This window comes from Janthinobacterium sp. GW821-FHT03A03, assembly GCF_059421435.1.
The window spans coordinates 1,308,200-1,330,294 of the sequence record NZ_JBWKUZ010000001.1 but is presented as its reverse complement, the minus strand read 5'-3'; the positions used below and the strand labels follow the sequence as shown (position 1 = coordinate 1,330,294).

20 protein-coding genes are annotated in these 22,095 nt (G+C 63.3%); 8 read left to right on the top strand and 12 right to left on the bottom strand.

All coding sequences use genetic code 11. The annotated features are described in order from the left end of the window. Positions 1–10: 10 nt before the first annotated feature. The 4 genes from nagZ to AC07VI_RS06145 all read right to left on the bottom strand — a co-directional run bounded on the left by nagZ (position 11) and on the right by AC07VI_RS06145 (position 5,630). Complete coding sequence (gene nagZ, locus AC07VI_RS06160; protein WP_086144692.1) at positions 11–1,552, bottom strand: beta-N-acetylhexosaminidase; 1,542 nt, start codon at positions 1,550–1,552, stop codon at positions 11–13. 177 nt (positions 1,553–1,729) lie between these two features. Beyond that, on the bottom strand, positions 1,730–3,340 hold the full coding sequence (locus AC07VI_RS06155; RefSeq protein WP_086144691.1) for an FMN-binding glutamate synthase family protein: 1,611 nt from the start codon (positions 3,338–3,340) through the stop codon (positions 1,730–1,732). 223 nt (positions 3,341–3,563) lie between these two features. Next, positions 3,564–4,574 carry a M48 family metallopeptidase gene (locus tag AC07VI_RS06150; protein WP_086144690.1) on the bottom strand — a complete coding sequence of 337 codons (1,011 nt, stop codon included), beginning with the start codon at positions 4,572–4,574 and terminating at the stop codon, positions 3,564–3,566. A 3-nt stretch (positions 4,575–4,577) separates the two neighbouring features. After that, the gene (locus AC07VI_RS06145) at positions 4,578–5,630 is read right to left on the bottom strand and encodes a YjgN family protein (RefSeq protein WP_086144689.1); all 1,053 of its coding nucleotides are present in this window, start codon (positions 5,628–5,630) and stop codon (positions 4,578–4,580) included. Positions 5,631–5,796: 166 nt separating this feature from the next. Between AC07VI_RS06145 and AC07VI_RS06140 the strand changes: the two genes are divergently transcribed. From AC07VI_RS06140 to AC07VI_RS06125, 4 genes are all read left to right on the top strand, one after another. Next, positions 5,797–6,468, top strand: a complete 672-nt coding sequence (locus AC07VI_RS06140) for a glutathione S-transferase (protein WP_086144688.1) — start codon at positions 5,797–5,799, stop codon at positions 6,466–6,468. A gap of 118 nt (positions 6,469–6,586) precedes the next feature. Beyond that, entirely contained in the window at positions 6,587–7,021 is a 435-nt protein-coding gene (locus tag AC07VI_RS06135) for an Sbal_3080 family lipoprotein (protein WP_086144687.1), read from the top strand. A gap of 69 nt (positions 7,022–7,090) precedes the next feature. Then, positions 7,091–7,864, top strand: a complete 774-nt coding sequence (locus AC07VI_RS06130; protein ID WP_086144686.1) for a 5'-3' exonuclease — start codon at positions 7,091–7,093, stop codon at positions 7,862–7,864. A gap of 45 nt (positions 7,865–7,909) precedes the next feature. Continuing rightward, positions 7,910–8,317, top strand: coding sequence for a response regulator (locus tag AC07VI_RS06125; protein WP_086144753.1), 408 nt, complete (start codon positions 7,910–7,912; stop codon positions 8,315–8,317). A gap of 155 nt (positions 8,318–8,472) precedes the next feature. On the opposite strand, the gene mnmA is transcribed toward AC07VI_RS06125, so the two are convergent. Beyond that, positions 8,473–9,588, bottom strand: a complete 1,116-nt coding sequence (mnmA, locus tag AC07VI_RS06120; RefSeq protein ID WP_086144685.1) for a tRNA 2-thiouridine(34) synthase MnmA — start codon at positions 9,586–9,588, stop codon at positions 8,473–8,475. A 43-nt stretch (positions 9,589–9,631) separates the two neighbouring features. Next, positions 9,632–10,111, bottom strand: coding sequence for an NUDIX hydrolase (locus AC07VI_RS06115; protein ID WP_076571927.1), 480 nt, complete (start codon positions 10,109–10,111; stop codon positions 9,632–9,634). Positions 10,112–10,523: 412 nt separating this feature from the next. Here AC07VI_RS06115 and AC07VI_RS06110 point away from each other — a divergent pair, with 412 nt between their 5' ends. From AC07VI_RS06110 to AC07VI_RS06100, 3 genes are read left to right on the top strand one after another with little or no spacing between them, the layout of a single operon-like run. Beyond that, complete coding sequence (locus AC07VI_RS06110) at positions 10,524–11,636, top strand: Re/Si-specific NAD(P)(+) transhydrogenase subunit alpha (protein WP_086144684.1); 1,113 nt, start codon at positions 10,524–10,526, stop codon at positions 11,634–11,636. Between the two features lie 38 nt (positions 11,637–11,674). Beyond that, the gene (locus tag AC07VI_RS06105) at positions 11,675–11,989 is read left to right on the top strand and encodes an NAD(P) transhydrogenase subunit alpha part 2 (protein ID WP_071321726.1); all 315 of its coding nucleotides are present in this window, start codon (positions 11,675–11,677) and stop codon (positions 11,987–11,989) included. Between the two features lie 8 nt (positions 11,990–11,997). After that, on the top strand, positions 11,998–13,452 hold the full coding sequence (locus tag AC07VI_RS06100) for an NAD(P)(+) transhydrogenase (Re/Si-specific) subunit beta (protein WP_086144683.1): 1,455 nt from the start codon (positions 11,998–12,000) through the stop codon (positions 13,450–13,452). A 51-nt stretch (positions 13,453–13,503) separates the two neighbouring features. Here AC07VI_RS06100 and AC07VI_RS06095 read toward each other — a convergent pair whose 3' ends face one another. From AC07VI_RS06095 to AC07VI_RS06070, 6 genes are all read right to left on the bottom strand, one after another. Beyond that, a complete protein-coding gene (locus AC07VI_RS06095; protein WP_086144682.1) occupies positions 13,504–14,454 on the bottom strand; it encodes a GGDEF domain-containing protein in 951 nt (316 codons plus the stop codon). A 115-nt stretch (positions 14,455–14,569) separates the two neighbouring features. Further along, positions 14,570–15,712, bottom strand: a complete 1,143-nt coding sequence (locus AC07VI_RS06090) for a UbiH/UbiF/VisC/COQ6 family ubiquinone biosynthesis hydroxylase (RefSeq protein WP_492996156.1) — start codon at positions 15,710–15,712, stop codon at positions 14,570–14,572. 9 nt (positions 15,713–15,721) lie between these two features. Next, on the bottom strand, positions 15,722–17,044 hold the full coding sequence (locus AC07VI_RS06085) for an aminopeptidase P N-terminal domain-containing protein (RefSeq protein WP_172404691.1): 1,323 nt from the start codon (positions 17,042–17,044) through the stop codon (positions 15,722–15,724). Beyond that, entirely contained in the window at positions 17,044–17,772 is a 729-nt protein-coding gene (gene murU / locus AC07VI_RS06080) for an N-acetylmuramate alpha-1-phosphate uridylyltransferase MurU (RefSeq protein ID WP_492996155.1), read from the bottom strand. The genes AC07VI_RS06085 and murU overlap by 1 nt, the downstream gene beginning before the upstream one ends. 62 nt (positions 17,773–17,834) lie before the next feature. Further along, on the bottom strand, positions 17,835–18,902 hold the full coding sequence (locus tag AC07VI_RS06075) for an aminoglycoside phosphotransferase family protein (protein WP_086144678.1): 1,068 nt from the start codon (positions 18,900–18,902) through the stop codon (positions 17,835–17,837). A gap of 89 nt (positions 18,903–18,991) precedes the next feature. After that, the gene (locus tag AC07VI_RS06070; RefSeq protein WP_492996152.1) at positions 18,992–19,144 is read right to left on the bottom strand and encodes an HNH endonuclease; all 153 of its coding nucleotides are present in this window, start codon (positions 19,142–19,144) and stop codon (positions 18,992–18,994) included. 671 nt (positions 19,145–19,815) lie between these two features. Between AC07VI_RS06070 and AC07VI_RS06065 the strand changes: the two genes are divergently transcribed. Beyond that, on the top strand, positions 19,816–22,053 hold the full coding sequence (locus AC07VI_RS06065) for an LPS-assembly protein LptD (protein ID WP_086144677.1): 2,238 nt from the start codon (positions 19,816–19,818) through the stop codon (positions 22,051–22,053). Positions 22,054–22,095: the final 42 nt, after the last annotated feature.

Below are 22,095 nucleotides of genomic sequence, written 5' to 3'. Positions count from 1 at the left end.
GATACTGCGCTTACGCCTGGCCGGCCAGTTTTTCCACCACTGGCACGAGCGCGGCGGGGCGGCAGCCGAAGGCGGCCAGGCGGCCTTGCGCCTGCGGCGCCAGATCCAGGTCATACGGCAAACGGCCCGCCACCAGCCACAGTTTATCGTGCGGCAGGGCCTCGACGAGGCGGCGTTGGCCGTCGACGAACATGGCGTTATACGTTTGCAGCACGATCTGCTGCGCGCCTTGTGCAAAATCAATGGCAGCGGCCACTTCCTCGTCCAGCGCCTCGGCCGACAGGGCGTACTCGCGCACGTCCAGGCCCGCTTCGAGCAGCGCCGGCAGCATCGAGCTGCGCGCCTCCTTGTTGCGGCCCAGCGCCACTTCGTCGATTTCGCTGCGCGAGCGCACTTCCACCGTCAGCAGGGTCACGGGCAGGCCCGCGTCGAGCGGGCGGTATGCGCCCTGCACGCGCAGTGCCGCTTTTTGCAGCAGCTGCGACAGAGCCATGGCGGCCGGCTGCATCAGCGCCGGCGGGACGACAGGACGTTCGCGCCAGTCGCGCACGGCGCGGTTGCGCTTGAGTTCAGCCACGCGGGCGCAAGCGGCGTCGATGCGCGCCATGGCAATGTCGCCCCGTTCCACGGCGGCAAGGACGGCGTCGATGGCGGCCGTCTGCTGCGCTTCGCGGTGCGAGATGAGGACGATGTCGGCGCCCGCCTGCAAGGTGGCGATGGCGCCCTGGGCGATGCCGATGCCGTCGGCGATGGCGGCCATTTCCAGGCAGTCGGTGATGACCACGCCCTTGTATTGCATTTCGCCGCGCAGCAGGTCCGTCAGCACGCCTTTCGACAGCGTCGCCGGCACGCTGGTGTCGGCCTCGAAGGCGGGGAAGACCACGTGCGCCGTCATGATGGCGTCCACGCCGCCGGCAATGGCCGCGCGGAAGGGCGCCAGTTCCACCGCGCGCAGGCGTTCCTTGTCGTGCGGGACCAGCGCCATGGCGTAATGCGTGTCGATGGCCGTGTCGCCGTGGCCGGGGAAGTGCTTGGCGGTGACGGCCAGGCCGCTGGCGCGCTGGCCGCGCATGGCCGCCATGCCGTAGTCGATGACGGTGGCGGCGTCCTCGCCATACGCGCGCACGCCGATGACGGGGTTGCTGCGGTTGTTGTTCACGTCCAGCACGGGGGCGAGCAGCATATTGATGCCCACTTGGCGCATTTCATCGCCGCTGATCTGGTTCATGCGTTCGCAGTCTTCCACGGAGCCGGCCGCCTGGAAGGCCATCGCGGCGGGTATCGGCGTGACGCCCTGCTCGATGCGCATGACCATGCCGCCTTCCTGGTCGATGGAGATGAGCAGCGGGATGTCGGACACTTCCGCGTTGATTTCCTGCAGCTCGCGGCACAGGGCCGACACTTGCGCGGGCGTGTGCACATTGCGGCGGAACAAAATCACGCCGCCCACCTTCTTGTTGCGTATCAAGGTCTTGATATGCTCGTCCGCCTGCAGGGCGTCGAAGCCCACCATGAATAGCTGTCCTACTTTCTCGCGCAAACCCTGCTCCATGCTGCAACTCCTCCGGTATTCATTCAGATGACGACAAGTCCGTATTGTGGGCCACGGTGACGCATCGGAGCGGTCACCGGAAAAGCTGCCTTTGTTTTATGCTTATTTTGGTATTGTATTGGATTTGGATATTTGCGCAAGTGGTTATTAAGTGGTATTGCTTGCGCAAGGGCGGGCTCAGGCCAGGCTCTGGAACGATGCGGCCTGGGCCTTGGGCCAGTACTGGCCGAACACGGGCGGCAGCTGCGGCAGCTGGCTCGGATCGAGCAGCTGGCCCGCTTCCAGGAAGGGCAGCAGGGCCGAGGCCAGTTTCACCTGGTTCGGCGAGATGCGCCGCACCAGGTGATGCGGACGCAGCTCCTGCGGGTGCGACAGGCCGGCGGCGGCGATCAGTTCGGCCAGCGCCTTCATGGTGTTCTGGTGGAAGTGCGCCACGCGAGAAATCTTGTCGTCGACCACCAGCGCGCGCTGGCGCTGCGGGTCCTGCGTGGCCACGCCCGTGGGGCAGCGGTCCGTGTGGCAGCTTTGCGACTGGATGCAGCCCAGCGCGAACATGAAGCCGCGCGCCGAATTGCACCAGTCGGCGCCCAGCGCCAGCAGGCGGGCGATGTCGAAGGCCGTGATGATCTTGCCCGAGCAGCCGATCTTGATCCTGTCTCGCAGATTGGCGCCCACCAGCGTGTTATGCACGAGTACCAGCGCTTCCTGCAGCGGCGTGCCCACGTGGTCCGTAAATTCCAGGGGCGCCGCGCCCGTGCCGCCTTCGCTGCCGTCGACGACGATGAAGTCGGGCGTGATGTCCGTTTCCAGCATGGCCTTGACGATGGCAAAAAACTCCCAAGGGTGGCCGATGGCCAGCTTGAAGCCCGTCGGCTTGCCGCCCGAGAGCGTGCGCAGGCGGTCGATAAAGCGCAGCATTTCCAGTGGCGTGGAAAAGGCGCTGTGCGCCGCCGGCGAGACGCAATCCTCGCCCACCATCACGCCGCGCGTGGTGGCGATCTCGATCGTCACCTTGGGACCGGGCAGCACGCCGCCGTGGCCCGGCTTGGCACCCTGCGACATTTTCAGCTCGATCATTTTCACCTGTTCGGAGCTGGCGTTGGCGACGAAGCGCTCTTCGGAAAACGTGCCGTCCTGGTTGCGGCAGCCGAAGTAGCCGGAGCCGATTTCCCATACCAGGTCGCCGCCGTTTTCGCGGTGGTAGGGGCTGATGCTGCCTTCGCCCGTGTCGTGCATGAAGCCGCCGCTGCGCGCGCCGCCGTTCAGGGCCAGGATGGCGTTGGCCGACAGGGCGCCAAAGCTCATCGCCGAGATATTGAAGACGCTGGCCGAATACGGCTTGGCGCGCGGGCAATCCGGATGGTTGCCGATGTCGATGCGGAAATCGTGGCCCGTGACCTTGGCGGGGGCGATGGAGTGGTTGATCCATTCATAGCCCGCTTCATACACGTCGAGCTGGGTGCCGAACGGGCGCTTGTCCGTCTGTTCCTTGGCGCGCTGGTAGACGATGCTGCGCTGGCTGCGCGAGAACGGCGTCGCCTCGCTGTCGCTTTCCAGGAAATACTGGCGGATCTCGGGGCGGATGCTTTCAAAAAAGAAGCGGAAGTGGGCGAGGATGGGATAGTTGCGGCGCAGCGCGCGCTTCGTCTGCAGCAGGTCGCTGATGCCGACCAGGGTCAGCGCGCCGGCCAGCACGGGCAGCCAGTAATGGTCATAGTAAAACACGGACAGGACAAAGATGGCTGCCGTCGCAATGAAGGTCAGGTAGCGAAATGGTACTAGGTGCATGGGCACTCCGGGGAAGTCAGACTGATACTGCTGAGTGTACCGGTGATTTGTGGATCTTGCTGAATGGGAAAGTGTGCGGTTGGAGCGACGCTATCCACGCATGCGACACCTGACAAAACCGTAGCGAGCGGCAGTGATTTGTGGCCGAGAAGCGCAACCGTACTTTAGTACGGTGAGCATCGCCGGCCGCAAAGTGCGACGCGCAGTCGGTTTGGTCAGGTGTTCACCGTTGTGCCGCGCGGATACGTTCGACCCGTTCGGTGCTGGCCGGATGGCTCGACAGGTAGGGCGTGCCGTCGCCCAGCTTGCCCAGGGCGACAAACACCTGCGCCAGGTGTTCCAGCGCGATGCCGTTCTGGCGCAGCATGGCGATCGCGTAATCGTCCGCGTCGCGCTCGACGTCGCGCGAATACTTCAGGTCCAGCAGCATCGGCGGCAGGGTCGCCACCACCGTCGACACGTCGCCGAACAGCAGCGCCGCGCCGGCGCCCACGGCCGAAGTCTGGATGATGCGCCGCGTCAGGTGGCGCTGCTGCAGATGGCCCAGTTCATGCGCCAGCACGCCCATGATGGCCTGGTCGTCCGGCAGCAGTTCGACCATTTCATCGGTGAGCACGATGTCGCCGGAAGGCAGGGCGAACGCGTTCGGGCCGATCTTGCTCTTGCGGAAAACGATGCGGTGCTCGGGCGCGCTGTTGCCGGGCGTGGCCAGGCGCGCAAACTGGCTGCGCAAGGCTTGCTGGCGCGCCGCATCGAGTTGACTTGGCGCAAACACGTGCTGGTCGAGGAAATCGAGCACGCCCTGGCCCAGCTGGCGCTCGACCGATTGCGGAATCGCATGGGCGATGCCTTGCGCCGCCAGCGGCAGCAGGTATTGATAGCTGAGCCAGAGGGCCAGCACCGTGGCCACCGTCGCCAGCAGCGCGCCGCGCCAGCTTTGCTGCAGCCGCACCACCCAGCCGTCGCGGTGGCCGGTGGCGTGCAGCAGGCTGTTGAAGGCCGCCTGGTCGGCGATTTCCAGGTAGGCGCCGTCAGGAAAGCTGACCTTGCGCACGGCGTGGCTGCTGCGTTCGGACACGTGCAGCTCGCCCAGCGGGCAGCTGCGCGCGATGTCGCCCGCCAGCACGGCCACGCCATCGCGCACGCTGAGCGTGACGCGGTACAGGCGCGAACTCTGGCCGTCGAAATAGCGGGCGGCCAGCGCGGCGTGGTCTTCTTGCGTGTCGGCGTTCATTGCTTACATCGACAGGTCGAAGTCCAGCAGGTCGGCCATGCCTTCGCCCGTGGCCGACACTTGCTGGCCCGTGGCGGCGACAAACTCGTCCAGGCTGCCATGCACGAGCATCGACGTCGCCTCCAGGCGGTACTTCAGCCAGCGCACATGGGCGAATGGCGCGAACAGGCCCAGGGTGAAGACCACGCCCAGCAGGTTGGTCAGCATGATGAAGGTGGTGCGGCCCCAGGTCAGCTGCGACTGGAACTGGTGCTGCTGCAAGCGCGTATTGTTCCAGATCAGGTTCTGGATCATGGTCAGGAACAGCGGCAGCACGGTAAACGCCCACAGGTACAGGGCGCCGATGGCGAACAGCAGGCTGCCGACCTTGGCCCTGTCGTTCAGATTGGCGGCAAACGAGGCGAACACGCTGCCGAAGACGACGAAAATCAGGACCAGCAGGCCGCCCAGCAGCAGCGCGAAGAACAGCAGGTAGGTCTTGTAGAAGCTGCCGACCGTGGCGTCAAAGCTGAACGGGCTGGTGCCGAAGCGGCTTTGCGTGTGCTGGAAGCGCTTCAGGCGCTGGTGCAGGAAGGGCGTCATCAGGCCCAGGGTGAAGGTATTGAGGATGGGCAGCCACAGGAAATACTTGTAGGCCTCTTTGGCGCTGCCGCCGAAACCGAAGCGGATGCCCCGGTAGCTGGTGTTGTACAGCTTGAACTGCAGGCTTTTCCATACCAGCCAGGGCAGGATGGCGGCCAGCAGCACGAACATCAGCAGGCCCACGATGGGTGAAAGCTTCAGGGCGATGTTGTAGCCGCCGATCAGCACCACGGCCGCGATGCGGCCTTTCAGGATGGCGACGGCATTGCCATGGTATTCGAAGCTGCTGCCGGCCAGGTGGGTGCTGGAATAGAAATAGCGGTTGCGGCGCACCTTGGCCCAGGCCGAGTAAATGCCCAGGGTGACGATGCTCAGCAGCAGGTTGACGATCCAGATACGGAAGTATTCGCTGCCCGTGGCGCTGAAGGTGATGGCTTCGCGCCGGGGAGTAGTGTTGTTGGTGTCGAAATCCACAGGGGGGTTTCCTTACTTATTGGAAACAAAACAAGATAAGGGAATATTGAAAAGTTATCAATTGAAAATACTGTTTTTCGCAATTATTTTTGGTGCTCGGCCCCTGCCGCCGCGATTTTCCCGTCCCGGCTATACTGGAACTCAACCATCGCCTAACGGAACAACCATGATCGTCGTCCACCATCTGAACAATTCGCGCTCGCAGCGCGTGCTCTGGCTGCTCGAGGAACTGGGCCTCGACTACGAGGTCAAGCGCTACCAGCGCGATCCGCAAACCATGCTGGCGCCCGCCTCGCTGAAGGCCGTGCATCCGCTGGGCAAGTCGCCCGTGATCACGGACGGCGCCAACACGATCGCCGAATCGGGCGCCATCATCGATTACCTGGTGGAACGCTACGGCAATGGCCGCTTGATACCGGCGGCAGGTTCGCCCGAGAAGCTGCGCTGGACTTACTGGCTGCACTTCGCGGAAGGCTCGGCCATGCCGCCGCTGCTGATGAAGCTGGTATTCGACAAGGTCGAGTCGTCGCCGATGCCGTTTTTCGTCAAGCCGATTGCGCGCGGCATCGCCGGCAAGGTCAAAAGCAGCTTCATCTTGCCCAATATCAATAGCCAGCTGGCCTATATGGAAGCGGAACTGGAGAAAACAAAATGGTTTGCCGGCAACGAGTTCACGGCGGCCGACATCCAGATGAGCTTTCCGCTGGAAGCGGCCGCCATGCGCGCCGGGCTCGACGAGCGCCTGCCGAAACTGACGGCCTTTTTGCAGCGCATCCACGCGCGGCCCGCCTACCGGCGCGCGCTGGAGCGGGGCGGGCCCTACGATTTCGCAAAGTAATACGCCGTGCCTGGGGAGGTGGCATGCAAAGAAAGTAATATTACCTGTTTGCATGATTTTGCTATAAAATATTTTCCTTTATGCAACTATCTGACCGCGCTGCGATGCGCGCCCCCTCATGATCAAAAAAATTACGCTGCTCTCCGCCGTGGTCTTCCTCTTCACCGGTTGCGCCATTACGCAAACCGTCAAGCCGGTCGAGCATTTTGCCAGCAAAGAAGTGTGCATTCTGGAAAACCCCGATGTCCGCGTCGGGTTCATGGCTTCCTATAAACGTGCGCTCGAAGGCAAGGGATATGTCGCACGCCAGTTGCCTGCGGCCGCGTCGATCATCGAATGCCCGCTGACGTCCACGTACACGGCGAACTGGCGCTGGGATCTGGCGTTGTACATGAATTATGCAAACATCAAGGTGTACAACAAGGGCAAGGTGATCGGTGAAGCCATGTACGACGCCAATCGCGCCGGCATGAATACGGCCAAGTTCATCGATGCGGACAAAAAGATAGGCGAATTGGTCAACCAGCTTTTCCCGGGCGGCGCTGGCGGCTGAAACTGCGGATGGCCCTGTCCATGCGGTAAAATGCGTGCTTGAACAAGCATCAATAGTCCTTTTAACCGCATGGCCAGACTCCTCGCTATCGACGGCTTGAATATCGTACGCCGCGTCTACGAAGCCAGTCCTGAACCCGATTCCGACCTGAAGGCGGAGATCGCGCTGCGCCATGCGCTGTCGTCGTTCCGCACCCTCATCAACGACCACGAGCCGACGCACATCCTGCCGGCCTTCGACTATGGCGGCCCCACCTGGCGCCACGCCCTGTATGCGGGCTACCGCGAGGGGCGCCAGCCCATGCCGCAAGTGCTGCGCGACGCCTTGCCCGGCTTTTACGCCACGCTGGCCAGCTTCGGCATGCACGTGGTGAGCATCCCCGAAGTGGAGGCCGACGACGTGATCGGCACGGCCGTCATGCGCTGGCTGCACGAGGGGCGCGGCGCGGCCGTCATCGCCACCACCGACAAGGATTTGCACGGCCTGATCGCCCACGGCGCGCTGGTATGGGACCATTTCAAGGGCATCTGGCACGACCATGCCTGGGTCGAGAAAAAGTTCGGCGTGCCGCCGGACCTGCTGCCCGACCTGCTGGCGCTGATGGGCGACGTCACCGACAGCATCCCCGGCGTGTCGAAGATCGGCCTGAAGACGGGTGCGAAACTGTTGCGTGCGTACGGCAATATCGACGCCGTGATGGCCGGCGCGGGCATTTTGCCCGGCGCGCTCGGTGAAAGCCTGCGAAAAGAGCGGGAAATACTGTATCTTTCAAGAAAGTTGGTCGAACTCAAGACCGACGTGACGTTGGGCGTGACCTGGAACAAGCTGGCGTGGGAGAAGTAAGCGCTGGCGCAACACAAGAACAATCAAGCAAGGATGTAAATCATGATGTTAAAGACAGTCCTGATCGATAGCAGCGCCGTGGCGCGCGGCCTGCTGAACACGGTCCTGACCGATGGCGGCTACGATGTCTGCGGGCAGACGCATACCAGCGCGCTGGGACTGGCGCTGCTGGTCAAGCACCACCCGCATTTCGTCTGCATCGCGCGCGAGCAGGTGGAAGACGGGACCAACGTGGTGCAAACCATCCGCGCCCAGTACCCGAAGACGCTCATTTTCATGGTTTCGGGCGGCATAGACGCGGCCTCGCTGCAGGCGGCCCACGCCATGGGCGTGTCGGGCTTCATCGTGAAACCCTTCATGGCCGACACGGTCCTGAAAACCGTGCGCAATACCGTCATTGCCATGGTGCGCAAGCAGCAGCAGGCGCTGGCCGCCGCTGCGAAAGACACCTGATAAAATCTGCTGCGCGTCGCGATTTGCGGCCGGCGATGCTCACTGTACTAAAGTACAGTTGCGCTTCTCGGCCACAACTCACTGCCGCTCGCTACGATTGTCTCAGGTGTTGTTATTGAGTTGGATTGGTAAAAATCTACTTAACCAAGCTGACTTTAGGCCAGGCCCGTCGCGCTGGCGATGATGCCGCCACCGAGGCAGACGTCGCCGTCGTACAACACGGCCGACTGGCCCGGCGTGACGGCCCATTGCGCCTGATCAAAGGCCAGGCCAAAATTTTCATTTCCATCAGGCAGCAACTGGCAGGCCACGTCGGCCTGGCGGTAGCGCGTCTTGGCGGACAGGGCGCCCGCTTGCGGCGCGCTGCCGGCGACCCAGCTGGCCTGGTCGGCCGTCAAGGCCGGCGACAGCAGCCAAGGGTGGTCGTGGCCCTGCACCACCCACAGGGTGTTGTTGGCGATATCCTTGCGCGCCACATACCAGGCGTCGCTGCTGCCGTCGGCGTTCTGGTATGACTTCACGCCGCCGATGCCGATACCCTTGCGCTGGCCCAGGGTATAAAAACTCAGTCCCACGTGTTCGCCCACGGTCTTGCCGTCGGCCGTTTTCATCGGCCCCGGCTTGTACGACAGGTAGCGGTTCAAAAATTCGCGGAACGGGCGCTCGCCAATGAAGCAGATGCCCGTCGAATCCTTTTTTTGCGCATTCGGCAGGGCCAGCTTTTCGGCGATCTGGCGCACTTGCGTCTTCGGGATTTCACCGAGCGGAAACAAGGTCTTGGACAACTGCGCCTGGTTCAAACGGTGCAGGAAGTAGCTTTGATCCTTGCTGGCGTCGACGGCCTTGAGCAGTTCGTAGCGGCCCGCATCGGTGGGCGCCTGGCGCACGCGCGCATAGTGGCCGGTGGCGATCAGGTCGGCGCCCAGGGTCATGGCATGGTCAAGAAAAGCCTTGAACTTGATTTCGGCGTTGCACAGCACGTCCGGGTTCGGCGTGCGGCCGGCCTGGTATTCGCGCAGGAAGTCGGCGAAGACGCGGTCCTTGTATTCGGAGGCGAAATTGACGGCTTCGATATCGACGCCGATGACGTCGGCCACGCTGGCCGCGTCGATCCAGTCCTGGCGCGTGGAGCAGTATTCCGAATCGTCGTCGTCTTCCCAGTTTTTCATGAACAGGCCGATGACTTCATAGCCTTGTTCCTTCAGCATCCATGCCGCGACCGAGGAATCGACCCCGCCCGACATGCCGATAACGACTTTCTTCTTGCTCATCTTGCTTTCCAGTGTACTTTAGATAATGTTGCCATGCGCGGGTCTATGCGCTGTTAAAGACCGACGTATGCGTGTGCAGCAGGGCCAGCGGCGCGCGCCGGCCAGCCAGGTATTCGTCCACGCACTGCAGCACCAGCGGGCTGCGGTGGCGCTCCTGGCACGCCGCCAGCTCGTCGCGCGTCATCCACAGGGTGCGGATGATGCCTTCGTCCAGCGGGCGGTCATGCTCGGCGCCGGCCGTGCCGCAAAAGGTGAAGCGCAGATAGGTCACATCCTCGCCCGTGCGCAGCGACTGGTAGCGCGACATGTACATGCCGACCAGTGCCGTGGGAATGAAATCATAGGCCGCTTCCTCCAGCGTTTCGCGGATGACGGCCTGCTCCAGCGATTCGAACGGGTCGAGGTGGCCGGCCGGCTGATTGATCTTGATGCCTTCGCTGGTCTCTTCTTCAATCAGTAAAAACAGGCCGTCGCGCTCGACGATGGCGGCAACGGTGACAGAGGGTTTCCAGATTCTCGGCATGATTCCATCCTTGAAAGAGCCGACATTTTATCTTGTTCTGCGCGCGCGGTTTGAACGCGGCCTTCTGTTGCGCGGACATATTGATAAATGACAACGTTTTAGCAAATAGCGGTGGGAGGTACTTACGTCTTTCCCGGGGAGCGCACTAGCATGGGGGCTTAGGCGGCAAGGCGGCAGGAAGCGCTCGTCAATATAGGCCTTCCGCCTGGTCAAAACAAGCGCGCATGCGGCGTGGACTGTGGTGAGATTGACACACATTTCCCATAATACGGTCGCTGCACCGCATGGCGAAACGAGCGCTGCCATTTCGGGGGAATTAGTGTCCTGTGCCTAAAAGTTGCTGGTTCACAAACGTTTAACGCGCGGCTTTCCGTGTTAGATTCTAGTCAGTTTATCAATTTGCGGAGGCATCATGAGGATAGGCATACCGGCCGAAACGCGGCCCGGTGAGACCCGGGTGGCAGCGACGCCCGAGACAGTCAAGAAGCTGGCGGCCAGGCATCAGGTCGTCGTACAGGCGGGCGCGGGCGTGCAAGCGTCGATTCCCGACGACGCGTACGCCGCCGCCGGCGCGCAGATCGGCACCGCCCAGGAAGCCTACGGCTGCGCCATCGTGCTCAAGGTGCGCGCTCCCGATGCCGAAGAACGGACCCTGATGGCCGGCGGCACCGTGCTGGTCGGCATGTTGAACCCGTTTGACGCGGACAATATCGCCGCCATGGCTGCGGCCGGGCTGTCCGCCTTCGCCCTGGAAGCCGTGCCGCGCATCACGCGCGCCCAGTCGATGGACGTGCTGTCCTCGCAGGCGAACATCGCCGGCTACAAGGCCGTGCTGGTGGCCGCCAATACCTACCAGCGCTTCATGCCCATGCTGATGACGGCGGCCGGTACCGTCAAGGCGGCCCGCGTGCTGATCATGGGCGTGGGCGTGGCCGGTTTGCAGGCGATCGCCACGGCCAAGCGCCTGGGCGCCGTCATCGAGGCGTCCGACGTGCGCCCGCCCGTCAAGGAACAAGTTGAATCGCTGGGCGCCAAGTTCCTCGACGTGCCTTTCCTCACCGAGGAAGAAAAGGAAATCGCCAAGGGTTCGGGCGGCTATGCGCGCGCCATGCCGGCCGACTGGATGCGCCGCCAGGCCGAACTGGTGCACGAACGGGCGAAACTGGCCGACATCATCATCACCACGGCACTGATCCCCGGCCGCGCCGCGCCCGTGCTCATTTCCGAAGAAACGGTGAAAGCCATGAAACCCGGTTCCGTCATCGTCGACCTGGCCGTGGAGCAGGGCGGCAACTGCCCGCTGTCGGAACTGGGCAAGACGGTGCTCAAGCACGGCGTCTACATCGTGGGCGAGCCGAACCTGGCGACCCTGGTGGCGGCCGATGCCTCGGCCCTGTATGCGCGCAACGTGCTGGACTTTTTGAAGCTCATCATCGACAAGGACGATCAGCTGCTGATCGACCGCGAGGATGAAATCATCAAGGCCAGCCTGGTTTGCGCGGACAGCGTGATCTTGCGCAAATAAGTTACGAAAATAATGCGGCACAGGGAGAGAACAACATCATGGAAATCAGTCACACCATCACCAACCTGATCATCTTCGTGCTGGCCATTTATGTCGGCTACCACGTCGTCTGGACCGTCACGCCGGCGCTGCATACGCCGCTGATGGCCGTCACCAACGCCATTTCCGCCATCATCATCGTTGGCGCCATGCTGGCGGCCGGCCTGACGGATGGTCCGCTGGCGCAGGCGGCCGGCACGCTGGCAGTGGCGCTGGCCGCCGTCAACGTGTTCGGCGGCTTCCTCGTCACGCAGCGCATGCTCGAGATGTTCCGAAAAAAAGAACCGAAAGCCAAGCAAGGAGCGAAAGAATGAGTCACGCCATGAGCTTCGTCACCATGAACCTGGTGACGATGATGTACCTGATCGCGTCGGTGTGCTTCATCCAGGCCCTGAAAGGGCTGTCGTCGCCCTCGACGGCGCGCCGCGGCAATGCCTTCGGCATGAGCGGCATGGCCATTGCCGCCGTCACCACCGTGGCGCTGATCCTGAAACTCAAGGAGCAGCAGACGGGCGGCATGGGCCTGACCCTCGTCATCATCGGCATCGTCACGGGCGGCGCCATCGGCGCCTACCTGGCAAAAACCGTGGAAATGACGAAGATGCCGGAACTGGTGGCGGCCATGCACTCGCTGATCGGCCTGGCGGCCGTCTGCATCGCCGTGGCGGCCGTGTCGGAACCGTGGGCCTTCAATATCGCCAAAAACGGCGAGGCGCTGCCCATCGGCAACCGCTTCGAGCTGTTCATCGGCACCTTTGTCGGCGCCATCACGTTCTCCGGTTCGGTGATCGCCTTCGGCAAGCTGTCAGGCAAGTACAAGTTCCGCCTGTTCCAGGGCGCGCCCGTCAGCTTCAAGGGCCAGCACATGCTCAACCTGGTGCTGGCGCTGGTGATGGTGGGCCTGGGCCTGGCCTTCTGCTTCGCCGACGGCGTGCAGCCGGCGTGGACGCCGTTCATCATCATGGCCCTGATCGCCTTTGCGCTGGGCGTGCTGATCATCATCCCCATCGGCGGCGCCGACATGCCGGTGGTGGTGTCGATGCTCAACAGCTATTCGGGCTGGGCCGCGGCGGGCATCGGCTTTTCGCTGAATAACTCGATGCTGATCATCGCCGGCTCGCTCGTGGGGTCTTCGGGCGCGATCCTGTCGTACATCATGTGCAAGGCCATGAACCGCTCGTTCTTCAACGTCATCCTCGGCGGCTTCGGCGGCGATGCACCGGCCGCGGCCAGCGGCGGCGCGCAGGAACAGCGCCCCGTCAAATCGGGCTCGGCCGACGATGCCGCCTTCATCATGGGCAATGCGGAAACCGTCATCATCGTGCCAGGCTATGGCCTGGCCGTGGCGCGCGCGCAGCATTCGCTCAAGGAACTGGTGGAAAAGCTCACGCACAAGGGCGTCACCGTCAAGTATGCGATCCACCCGGTGGCGGGGCGCATGCCGGGCCACATGAACGTGCTGCTGGCCGAGGCCGAGGTGCCGTACGACCAGGTCTTCGAGATGGAAGACATCAACGGTGAATTCGGCCAGACGGACGTGGTGCTGGTGCTGGGCGCGAACGACGTCGTCAACCCGGCGGCAAAAGACCCGAAATCGCCGATCGCCGGCATGCCGATCCTCGAGGCGTACAAGGCCAAGAGCATCATCGTCAACAAGCGCTCGATGGCGTCCGGCTATGCGGGCCTGGACAATGAGCTGTTCTACCAGCCGAACACGATGATGGTATTTGGCGACGCCAAGAAGGTGATCGAGGACATGCTGAAAGCGGTCGAATAAACGCCAGCGCTGCAGGCGACGCCCGGACGGCCCGCCTTGCGCGGGCTGTTTTTATTCGGCGGCGCTGGCCATGACCTGGTTGCGGCCCTGGTGCTTGGCCACGTACAGGGCCTTGTCGGCTTCCGACATGGCCGCATCCATGCTGGCGCCTCGCGCCAGCGGCGCCAGGCCGATGCTGATGGTGACATGCAGCGCGGAACCGTCCGGCAGCACGGTGACGGCCGCCGCCACGGCCGCGCGGATGCGCTCGGCCACCAGCTGCGCCTGCTGCAAGGTCGCGTCGGGGAACAGCAGGCCGAATTCCTCGCCGCCCATGCGCGCCGCCACGTCGGTGACGCGGCCCGTATCGCGCAGCACTTGCGCCACGTTGCGCAGCACGGCGTCGCCCACGGCGTGCCCATGGCGGTCGTTGATTTTCTTGAAATGGTCAAGGTCGGCCACGCCCACCGTCAGCGCGGCGCCGCTGCGCGCCGCGCGCGCCATGGCCTGCTCGGCCTGGGCCTCGTAGGCGCGCCGGTTCGGCAGCGAAGTGAGGGCATCGTACAGCGCCTGCTGTTCCAGCTGCGCCAGCAGGCTGGCGTTCTTGGCCGCCAGTTCGCGCCGTTCGCGCACGTCGAGCAAAAAGGCGCCGAAATAGCGCATGCCGTCCACCACGCCCAGGTCCAGCGCCTTCATTTCGATGGGGATCATCTGTGTGTCGCGGTGGCGGATGGCGAATTCGCGTATTTTTCCCAGCACGCTGGAGGTGCGCGAGCTGCGGATGTAATTGATCACATGGTTGTCGTGCTGCGCGCCGACGGCGTCTGGCAGCAGGCCATTCAGGGTCTGGCCCAGCAGTTCTCCGCTGGCATAGCCCGACAGCGCTTGCATGGCGCCATTGATGTAGCGGATGCGGCACTGCTCGTCGATGATGATGACGGCGTCGAGGGCGTCTTCCAGCAGGCGGGAAAAGAGTATTTCGGGAAGAGCGGCAGGCGGTGCTGCGGGCAATGCGTCTGTCATGGAACGGTCGCCAGAATCCAGGTGACAGTCATTGTCGCATCCGCGGGCCGTTTACTCCATGCCGGAGATGCTGCCTGTTTCTTTTTCGCCCGTGCTCTTTCCTTATTGATAAGGTTCAGCGGCGGCCGTACATCATCAGTTCCGCCAGGCTTTTGCGCGCCGGGCTGACGGCGTCGAGCAAGCCCAGCGACAGGCCCAGCAAGCCTTGCGTGGGCGCGCTGCCCGTAAAAATGCGCGCCATGGTGTCGGTGATGCGCACGGTCAGTCCGCGGTCGGCCTGGCGCAGGCTGGCATAGCGTTCCAGGCCGGCCGGGCTGCTGTCCTGCGCCAGTACGCGGGCCAGCACGGCGGCGTCGCGCAAGCCCAGGTTCAGGCCTTGTCCGGCCACCGGATGCAGGGTTTGCGCCGCATTGCCGATGGCGACCGTGCGCGCCGTGTCGCCCGCCTGCGCGTTCAGGCCCAGCGGATAGGCCAGGCGCGCCGACGTGCGGATAAAACGTCCCAGGCGGCTGCCGAAGGCCGCGCCCAGGCGCGCCAGGAAGGCGGCGTCGTCGAGCGCCAGCAATTGTTCGGCGCGCGTGGGCGGCACGCACCAGACCAGCGCGTAGCCGTCGTCCTGCGGCAGCAGGGCCAGCGGACCCTCGTCGGTGAAGCGCTCAAAGGCGCGGTGGGCGATGGGCGCGCTGACATGCACGTGGGCGATGATGGCGCTTTGGCCATAGTCGCGGCTGACGGCGCGCTCCTGCTGCTGGCCGAACAGGCCGCCCTCGGCCTGTACCAGCAATTGCGCGCGCAGGCTGGAAACGGCGCCGTCCTGTTCGATCTGCACGCTGACGCCATCGCCATCTTCGGCGCTGGCAGTCACCAGGGCCGGGCGCACGGTGGCCACGCCGAGGCGCCCGCATACCTCGGCCAGCGCGCCGACCACGGCGCCATAGCGGGCCACATAGCCCAGGGCTTCGACGCCATGCTCGCTGCGGTCCATCAGGCTGCGCCCGAAACGGCCGCGGCGCGAGACGTGGATGGCGTGGATGGGCGTCGCCTCGACGGGCCAGGCGCCAGCTTCGTCCAGAATCTGGCGGCTGCCATACGACAGGGCGATGGTGCGCGGGTCGCGTTTGGCCTGTTCGATGGACTTGGCGTCGAGCAGGGCGATGCCGGCGGCGCGGCTGCCGCGCTGCACCAGCAGGGCGGCCAGCGCCATGCCGACGGGGCCGGCGCCGCAGATGGCGAGATCGAAAGTGGACGGTGTATGCATGCGGCGGCGTTAATCCTGTGTCATCAGTTGTTCGATTTCAGCGACGCTTCTGGGCGCCGTGCTGAAGACTTCATGGCCTTGCGGCGTGACCAGCACATCATCTTCGATGCGGATGCCGGTGTGCCAGAACTGTTCCGGCACGCCGGCGCCGGGGCGCACGTAAATGCCCGGCTCCACCGTCAGCACCATGCCCGGTGCCAAAGCGCACCACGGCTTGCCGGGGGCGGTCGTGTCGCGGTAGGCTCCCACGTCGTGCACGTCCATGCCCAGCCAGTGGCTGGTGCCGTGCATGTAGAACGGCGCGTAGCCCTTGTCGGCGATGACGTCCTGCACGCTGCCGCATTTTTGCGGATCCAGCAGTTTCAAGTCCAGCATGCCCTGCGCCAGCACCTGCACGGCTGCCTCGTGGATGGCGCTGTGCGGCAAGCCGGGACGCACCACGTCCAGCGCCGCCTGTTGCGCCGCCAGCACCAGTTCATACAGCGCCCGCTGCGGGCCGCTGAAGCGGCCATTGACGGGAAAGGTGCGCGTGATGTCGGAGGCGTAGCCATCAAGTTCGCAGCCGGCGTCGATCAATACCAGCTCGCCGTCTTTTAATGCCGCATTGTTGGCGCTGTAATGCAGGATGCAGGCGTTGCCGCCGCCGGCCACGATGGAGGAATAGGCGGGAAATTGCGCGCCGTTGCGGCGAAATTCGTACAGCAGCTCCGCTTCCAGCGCATATTCATGCATGCCGGGCCGCGTGGCGCGCATGGCGCGCGCGTGGGCGGCGCTGGAAATGGCCGCCGCGCGGCGCATCAGGCTTTGCTCTTGCGGGTCTTTCAGCAGGCGCATGGCGTCGAGCATGCCGTTGAGGTCAACCGCCATCGCGGGTGCCGTGACGCCGCTGCGGGCCTTTTGCCGCACGCCGTGCAGCCAGACCCTGACTTGCGCGTCGAGGCTGCCGCCCAGCGGGTAATACAGGGCAGGCGCATCGGCCAGCAGGCGCGCCATTTCCACGTCGCGCTCCTCGATGGGAAAGGCGGCGTCGAAGCCGAACGTGGCGCGCGCCGCCTCGGGACCATGGCGAAAGCCGTCCCAGATTTCGCGTTCCGTGTTCTTGGCGCGGCAGAACAGGATGGCGCGCGCGGGCGCCGTGGCGCTGGCGGCCACGAGGGCCAGCGCGCTGTCGGGTTCCGTAAAGCCGCTCAGGTAGTAAAAGTAGCTGTCGTGGCGATACGGATAGTCGCAATCGCTGTTGCGCGGCACTTCGGGCGCCGTGGCGAGGAAGGCCACGCTGCCCGGCAGCATCTGCGCCAGCAGCGCCGCGCGCCGTGCCGCGTAGTTGGCCATCATGGCGTTGGCGCCTTCGGGCTGGTGCCGGCGACGCCGTTGAGCGCGTCGAGCTGCTGCGGCGTGCCCACGTTGGTCCACTCTCCCGGGTAGACTTCGCCGCCCACGCGGCCCTGGTCCGCATACTTGCGCAGCAGGTCGCCCAGCCTGGCGTGGCTGCCCGGTTGGATGCCATCGAACATTTCAGGACGGTAGACGCCGATATTGGCGAAGGTCCATTTGGTGTCGTCCGTATTGTTGATCGAGAACAAGGTCAGGCCGAAGTCGCCCCGCGGGTGGAAATCGGGATTGGGTACCAGGTAAGTCCAGGCGATGTCGCGCTGGTCGGCCGGATACGGCGTGCCCAGCACATCCTTGTCGGCCAGCACGTCGAGTACTTGCGTAAAATCAAAATACGGACAATAGATGTCGCCGGAAATGGCGAGGAACGGTTCCTCTCCCAGCAAATGGCGGGCCTGGGCGATGCCGCCCGCCGTTTCCAGCGGCGTCGTTTCCGGCGAGTACGCGATGCGCGCGCCATACGCGCTGCCGTCGCCCAGGGTTTCCTCGATCAGATGGCCCAGGTGGGAATGGTTGATGACGATGTCCGTGATGCCGGCGCGCACCAGGTTCAGCACATGCCAGACGATCAGCGGACGGCCGCGCACTTTCAGCAGCGGTTTGGGGCAGGTGTCGGTGAGCGGACGCATCCGTTCACCGCGGCCTGCGGCAAAGATCATGGCTTTCATGGGTAGTCGTTTTCAGTATCGGTAAGTCGGCTGCGCGGACAGGCCGCGCAGCGGGAAAGCGCCTAGAAGGTATAACCGACCTGGGGCGTTTTATTCTCCAATGCATCGAGCAAACGCACCAGCGGCTTGAGTTCCGTGTAGCGGTTGGCTGTCTTGCGCACGTAATCGAGCACGGTCGGCAGGTCGCCCATGTACAGATCCTTGCCATCGCGGTAATTCAGGCGCGAGAACAGGCCGAGGATTTTCAGGTGGCGCTGCAGGGCCGTGAATTCGAAATCACGGTAGAAGGCGTCGATGTCGGGATTCACCGGCAAGCCCAGCTGTTTGGCGCGCTGCCAGTAGCGGATCACCCAGTCCAGCACCAGCTCTTCGTCCCACTGGATATACGCGTCGCGCAGCAGCGAGGCGATGTCGTAGGTGACGGGGCCGAAGACGGCGTCCTGGAAATCGAGGATGCCGGGATTGGGGATGGAACCATCGTTGATGTGCATCAAATTGCGCGAATGGTAGTCGCGGTGCATGAATACCTGTTGTTGCGACAGGATATTGGCCGTGATGGCATCGAAGACCTTGTCCAGCTGGGCTTGTTGCACATCCGTCAGGGTGGCGCCCAGGTGCTTGCCGATGAACCATTCCGGGAACAAATTCATTTCGCGCAGGATGAAGGCGCGGTCGAACTCGGGCAGCACGTCGGGGGCGCTGGCCAGCTGGATTTTCATCAGCGATTCCAGCGCTTCGGCATACAGCACGCTGGCGTTGTCGTGGTTCAGGGCGTCAAGATAAGTGGTCGTGCCCAGGTCGGAGATCAGCAGGAAGCCGTTATCCACGTCTTGCGCGATGATCTCGGGCACGGACACGCCTGCCCCCTTCAGCAAGCCGGCCACCTTGATGAAGGCGGGCACGTTTTCGCGTTCGGGCGGCGCATCCATGGCAATCAGTGTGCTTCCTGGCAAGGTTGTATTGCCTGGCAGCACATCAAGGCGGTAGTAGCGGCGGAAGCTGGCGTCGCTGGAGGCGGGGCGGGCGGAATCGGGTGAAACGAGGTTCAGCGGGGCCAGCCAGGCTTTCAACAGGGTCAGGCGGGCGTCGGCGGAGGCCGGCGCGGCAGGGGAATTGGGGGAGAGTGACATTAAGCGGCCTGTGGAATCGGGTTGATGGTGCGCAGGGCAGGAGTCCCCATTGCTGGAAGCTCTTCCCCCAAGAACCGTGCGCGTGAATATCACCGCACACGGCTCAAGCATGATAAAAGTCCCTGTACGGGGACCGGCTTCGCAACCTGTAAATCGTTTGCGTGCACATTTGTATGGCAATTTGGGTGCAATAATACGCGATTTCCAAGGGTGTCGGAACCACCGGCGACACGCTGTTCCATGTGCTGGCCACACCGTCGGGCTTGCATTTCATCGTGGATTGACACGCAGCGCACAAGTTGCGCTGCTCGCCATGGCGCCTGGCCCGCTCGCGCCGGCAAGCCCTGTTTTTTTTCACCAGGCGTTCCGCCGAAGGGGGGCCGTACAGTTCCCATCCGGCAAGACTGCCAGCGCTTGCCTTCATGCCGAACTTCGGCCCGCCGTTCCGGCGAGCAGCCCCGCATGGCCAGGATGACGCCGGATGCCGCGGGTGTCCTGGCTCGGCCCGGGACAAATCGTGAACCCTGCAGGGCATGGTTGAAATGTGAAAAATTGCAAATAAATGTAAAATATTGACACGCTTTGCAAATCAACTACAGGCGCGGCGCTCATGGAACAAAGCCGGCAAGGAAATAGCTGGTCGCCGCTGGTGCGGCGAGGCTGCAAGCCTGGCAGGGCGCCGATTCGCAGCATGCCTGTGCTGCCGACCATAGCGACTGCGGGAGCGTTCCTGACGGTTTTATCGCTGCGATCCCGGTGATTTGCCGGTGCAGTTCCTGCGCCGCCAGCCCTTGCTGCCACGTTGTGAGCGGAGACAGCTACCTGAGCTTTCAGGCGTGTCGCACAGATTCCCATATAATAAGGGATTCAAATCAAAAAATCGCCTGTCAATGGTGCTTGCCCCTTCCAATTCATGAGCTGGTTTTCGGCCTCCCCCCCTTCGCAGCGCTGGGCTTTCGCCATCAGCGCGCTCGTCGCCGCCACGACGGTGCCTGTTCACGCCCAGAAGGCGCCACGCCCCGTGCATGCGGAGGATCCGGACGCGCCCACCGTCATGACGGCGGAAAGCATGCATGGCAGGCCGGAACGCGAGCTCAATCTCGACAGGAATGTCGTGATTGAGCGCGGAAAAACCACAAAAATGACCTCCGACACAGCTTGTTACAAACAAGTTGAAGATGAATTCGATGCGGACGGCCATATCAAGATGTGGCGTTTCGGCGACTACTACACGGGCGACGTGCTGAAGCTGAACATGGAAACGGGCAAGGGCTTCCTGCTCAATCCTACCTACCGCTTTGAAGTGGGCCACGGCCAGGGCAAGGCCGAGCGCGTCGACTTCATCAATCCCGACGAAGCCAACGTCATCGACGGTACCTACAGTACCTGCGAAGGACCGAACCCGGACTGGTACCTGAAGTCGAGCACCCTGAACCTCGATACGGGGCGCGATGTGGGCACGGGCAGCAAGACCATCATTTATTTCAAGGGCGTGCCCATTCTTGGCACCCCCGGCATCTCGTTTTCGCTGTCGGGCGCGCGCCGTTCGGGCTGGCTGGCGCCCACGCCGGGCTTTGCCTCGAAGAATGGCTTTGAGCTGACGGTACCGTATTACGTGAATATCGCGCCGAACCGCGACCTGACGCTGTACCCGAAATACATACAGCGGCGCGGCATCCAGCTGGGCGCCACGGGCCGTTACATGGGCGAGACGGACGCCGGCTTTTACAGTGGCGAAACGTCGTTCGAATTCTTGCCCAACGACAAACAGACCAAGACCAACCGCTATCTGATCAAGTCCAAGCACGAGCAGGCCTTGGCCACGGGCTGGACCTATGGCTGGGATGTGCGCGACGCGTCCGACAATAATTATCCGAACGATTTTTCGAAAAACGTGGCTTCCGCCACCGAGCGCCAGTTGCTGCGTGAATTGCGTACCGACTACCGTACCGAGGACTGGAGCCTGACGGCGCGCGTGCAGAATTACCAGGTGCTGCAGGATCCCGACCCCAGCGTGATCGTGCCGCGCCCGTATGACCGTTTGCCAGCGGTGAATTTCCACGCCGGCAAATATGACGTCTGGGGTGGTTTCGACTGGACGTTCGACGCGGAAGCGACGCGTTTCGTGCATCCGACCCTGGTGCAGGGTTCGCGCCTGGTGGCCGTGCCGCAGGTGAGTTTTCCGATTATCCACCCTGGCTATTTCATCACGCCCAAGCTGATGCTGAACGCCAGCGCATACCAGCTCGACAACAACGCCACGACCAAGGCGCAGTTTCCGAATACCTCGCTGACGCGCGCCGTGCCGACCTTCTCGGTCGACAGCGGCCTGGTGTTCGAGCGCGACACGAACCTGTTCGGCGCCAAGGGCGGCACGCAGACGCTGGAGCCGCGCCTGTTCTACGTCTACACGCCATACCGCGACCAGTCGCAGTTCCCGACCTTCGACACGGACAACGGCACCTTCAACCTGACGCAGATCTTCACGGAAAACCGCTTCGTCGGCAGCGACCGCATCGGCGATGCCAACCAGGTCACGGCGGCCGTCGTCTCGCGCTTCCTGCAGCCCGATGGCGCCGAGCGCATGCGCCTGACGTTTGGCCAGCGCTTCTATTTTGCCGACCAGCGCGTGCAGCTCAAGTCGACGACGCCGGTCAACCAGTCGCGTTCGGATATCCTGCTGGCGGCCACGGGCCGCGTGTCCGAGACTTGGACCGTCGACAGCCTGGTGCAGTACAATCCCAGCGACCGCCAGTTGATGAGCTATAACTACACGCTGCAATATCAGCCCGGCCCGAAGAAAGTATTGAATATCAGCAATCGTTTCCAGCGCGGCAGCATGCGCTATGCGGAAGTGTCGACGCAATGGCCGCTGACGGACCGCCTGTATGGCGTGGGCCGCATCAGTTACTCGCTGCTGGACCGGCGCCTGGTCGATAGCCTGATCGGCCTGGAATACAAGGGCGATTGCTGGGTATTCCGCATGGGCGCACAGCGTTTCGTGACGTCGACCAGAGATGCATCGACGCCGATTTTCTTCCAGTTGGAGCTGACAGGCTTGTCGAATGGCCTGGGACTGGGCGCGAACGGCCTGGAAACTTTTACAAAAACCATCCCTGGTTATCAGGCATTGAGCCAGCCACTCCGTTAAGATAGTCGTCGTTGCCGCCGCCGGTGTCCCCGGCGCTGGCGC

Coding starts and splice junctions, on each gene's coding strand:
- nagZ (WP_086144692.1), bottom strand. CDS start 1,552: ATGGAGCAGGGTTTGCGCGAGAAAGTAGGACAGCTATTCATGGTGGGC.
- AC07VI_RS06155 (WP_086144691.1), bottom strand. CDS start 3,340: ATGCACCTAGTACCATTTCGCTACCTGACCTTCATTGCGACGGCAGCC.
- AC07VI_RS06150 (WP_086144690.1), bottom strand. CDS start 4,574: ATGAACGCCGACACGCAAGAAGACCACGCCGCGCTGGCCGCCCGCTAT.
- AC07VI_RS06140 (WP_086144688.1), top strand. CDS start 5,797: ATGATCGTCGTCCACCATCTGAACAATTCGCGCTCGCAGCGCGTGCTC.
- AC07VI_RS06135 (WP_086144687.1), top strand. CDS start 6,587: ATGATCAAAAAAATTACGCTGCTCTCCGCCGTGGTCTTCCTCTTCACC.
- AC07VI_RS06130 (WP_086144686.1), top strand. CDS start 7,091: ATGGCCAGACTCCTCGCTATCGACGGCTTGAATATCGTACGCCGCGTC.
- AC07VI_RS06125 (WP_086144753.1), top strand. CDS start 7,910: ATGTTAAAGACAGTCCTGATCGATAGCAGCGCCGTGGCGCGCGGCCTG.
- mnmA (WP_086144685.1), bottom strand. CDS start 9,588: ATGAGCAAGAAGAAAGTCGTTATCGGCATGTCGGGCGGGGTCGATTCC.
- AC07VI_RS06115 (WP_076571927.1), bottom strand. CDS start 10,111: ATGCCGAGAATCTGGAAACCCTCTGTCACCGTTGCCGCCATCGTCGAG.
- AC07VI_RS06110 (WP_086144684.1), top strand. CDS start 10,524: ATGAGGATAGGCATACCGGCCGAAACGCGGCCCGGTGAGACCCGGGTG.
- AC07VI_RS06105 (WP_071321726.1), top strand. CDS start 11,675: ATGGAAATCAGTCACACCATCACCAACCTGATCATCTTCGTGCTGGCC.
- AC07VI_RS06100 (WP_086144683.1), top strand. CDS start 11,998: ATGAGCTTCGTCACCATGAACCTGGTGACGATGATGTACCTGATCGCG.
- AC07VI_RS06095 (WP_086144682.1), bottom strand. CDS start 14,454: ATGACAGACGCATTGCCCGCAGCACCGCCTGCCGCTCTTCCCGAAATA.
- AC07VI_RS06090 (WP_492996156.1), bottom strand. CDS start 15,712: ATGCATACACCGTCCACTTTCGATCTCGCCATCTGCGGCGCCGGCCCC.
- AC07VI_RS06085 (WP_172404691.1), bottom strand. CDS start 17,044: ATGGCCAACTACGCGGCACGGCGCGCGGCGCTGCTGGCGCAGATGCTG.
- murU (WP_492996155.1), bottom strand. CDS start 17,772: ATGAAAGCCATGATCTTTGCCGCAGGCCGCGGTGAACGGATGCGTCCG.
- AC07VI_RS06075 (WP_086144678.1), bottom strand. CDS start 18,902: ATGTCACTCTCCCCCAATTCCCCTGCCGCGCCGGCCTCCGCCGACGCC.
- AC07VI_RS06070 (WP_492996152.1), bottom strand. CDS start 19,144: ATGGAACAGCGTGTCGCCGGTGGTTCCGACACCCTTGGAAATCGCGTA.
- AC07VI_RS06065 (WP_086144677.1), top strand. CDS start 19,816: ATGAGCTGGTTTTCGGCCTCCCCCCCTTCGCAGCGCTGGGCTTTCGCC.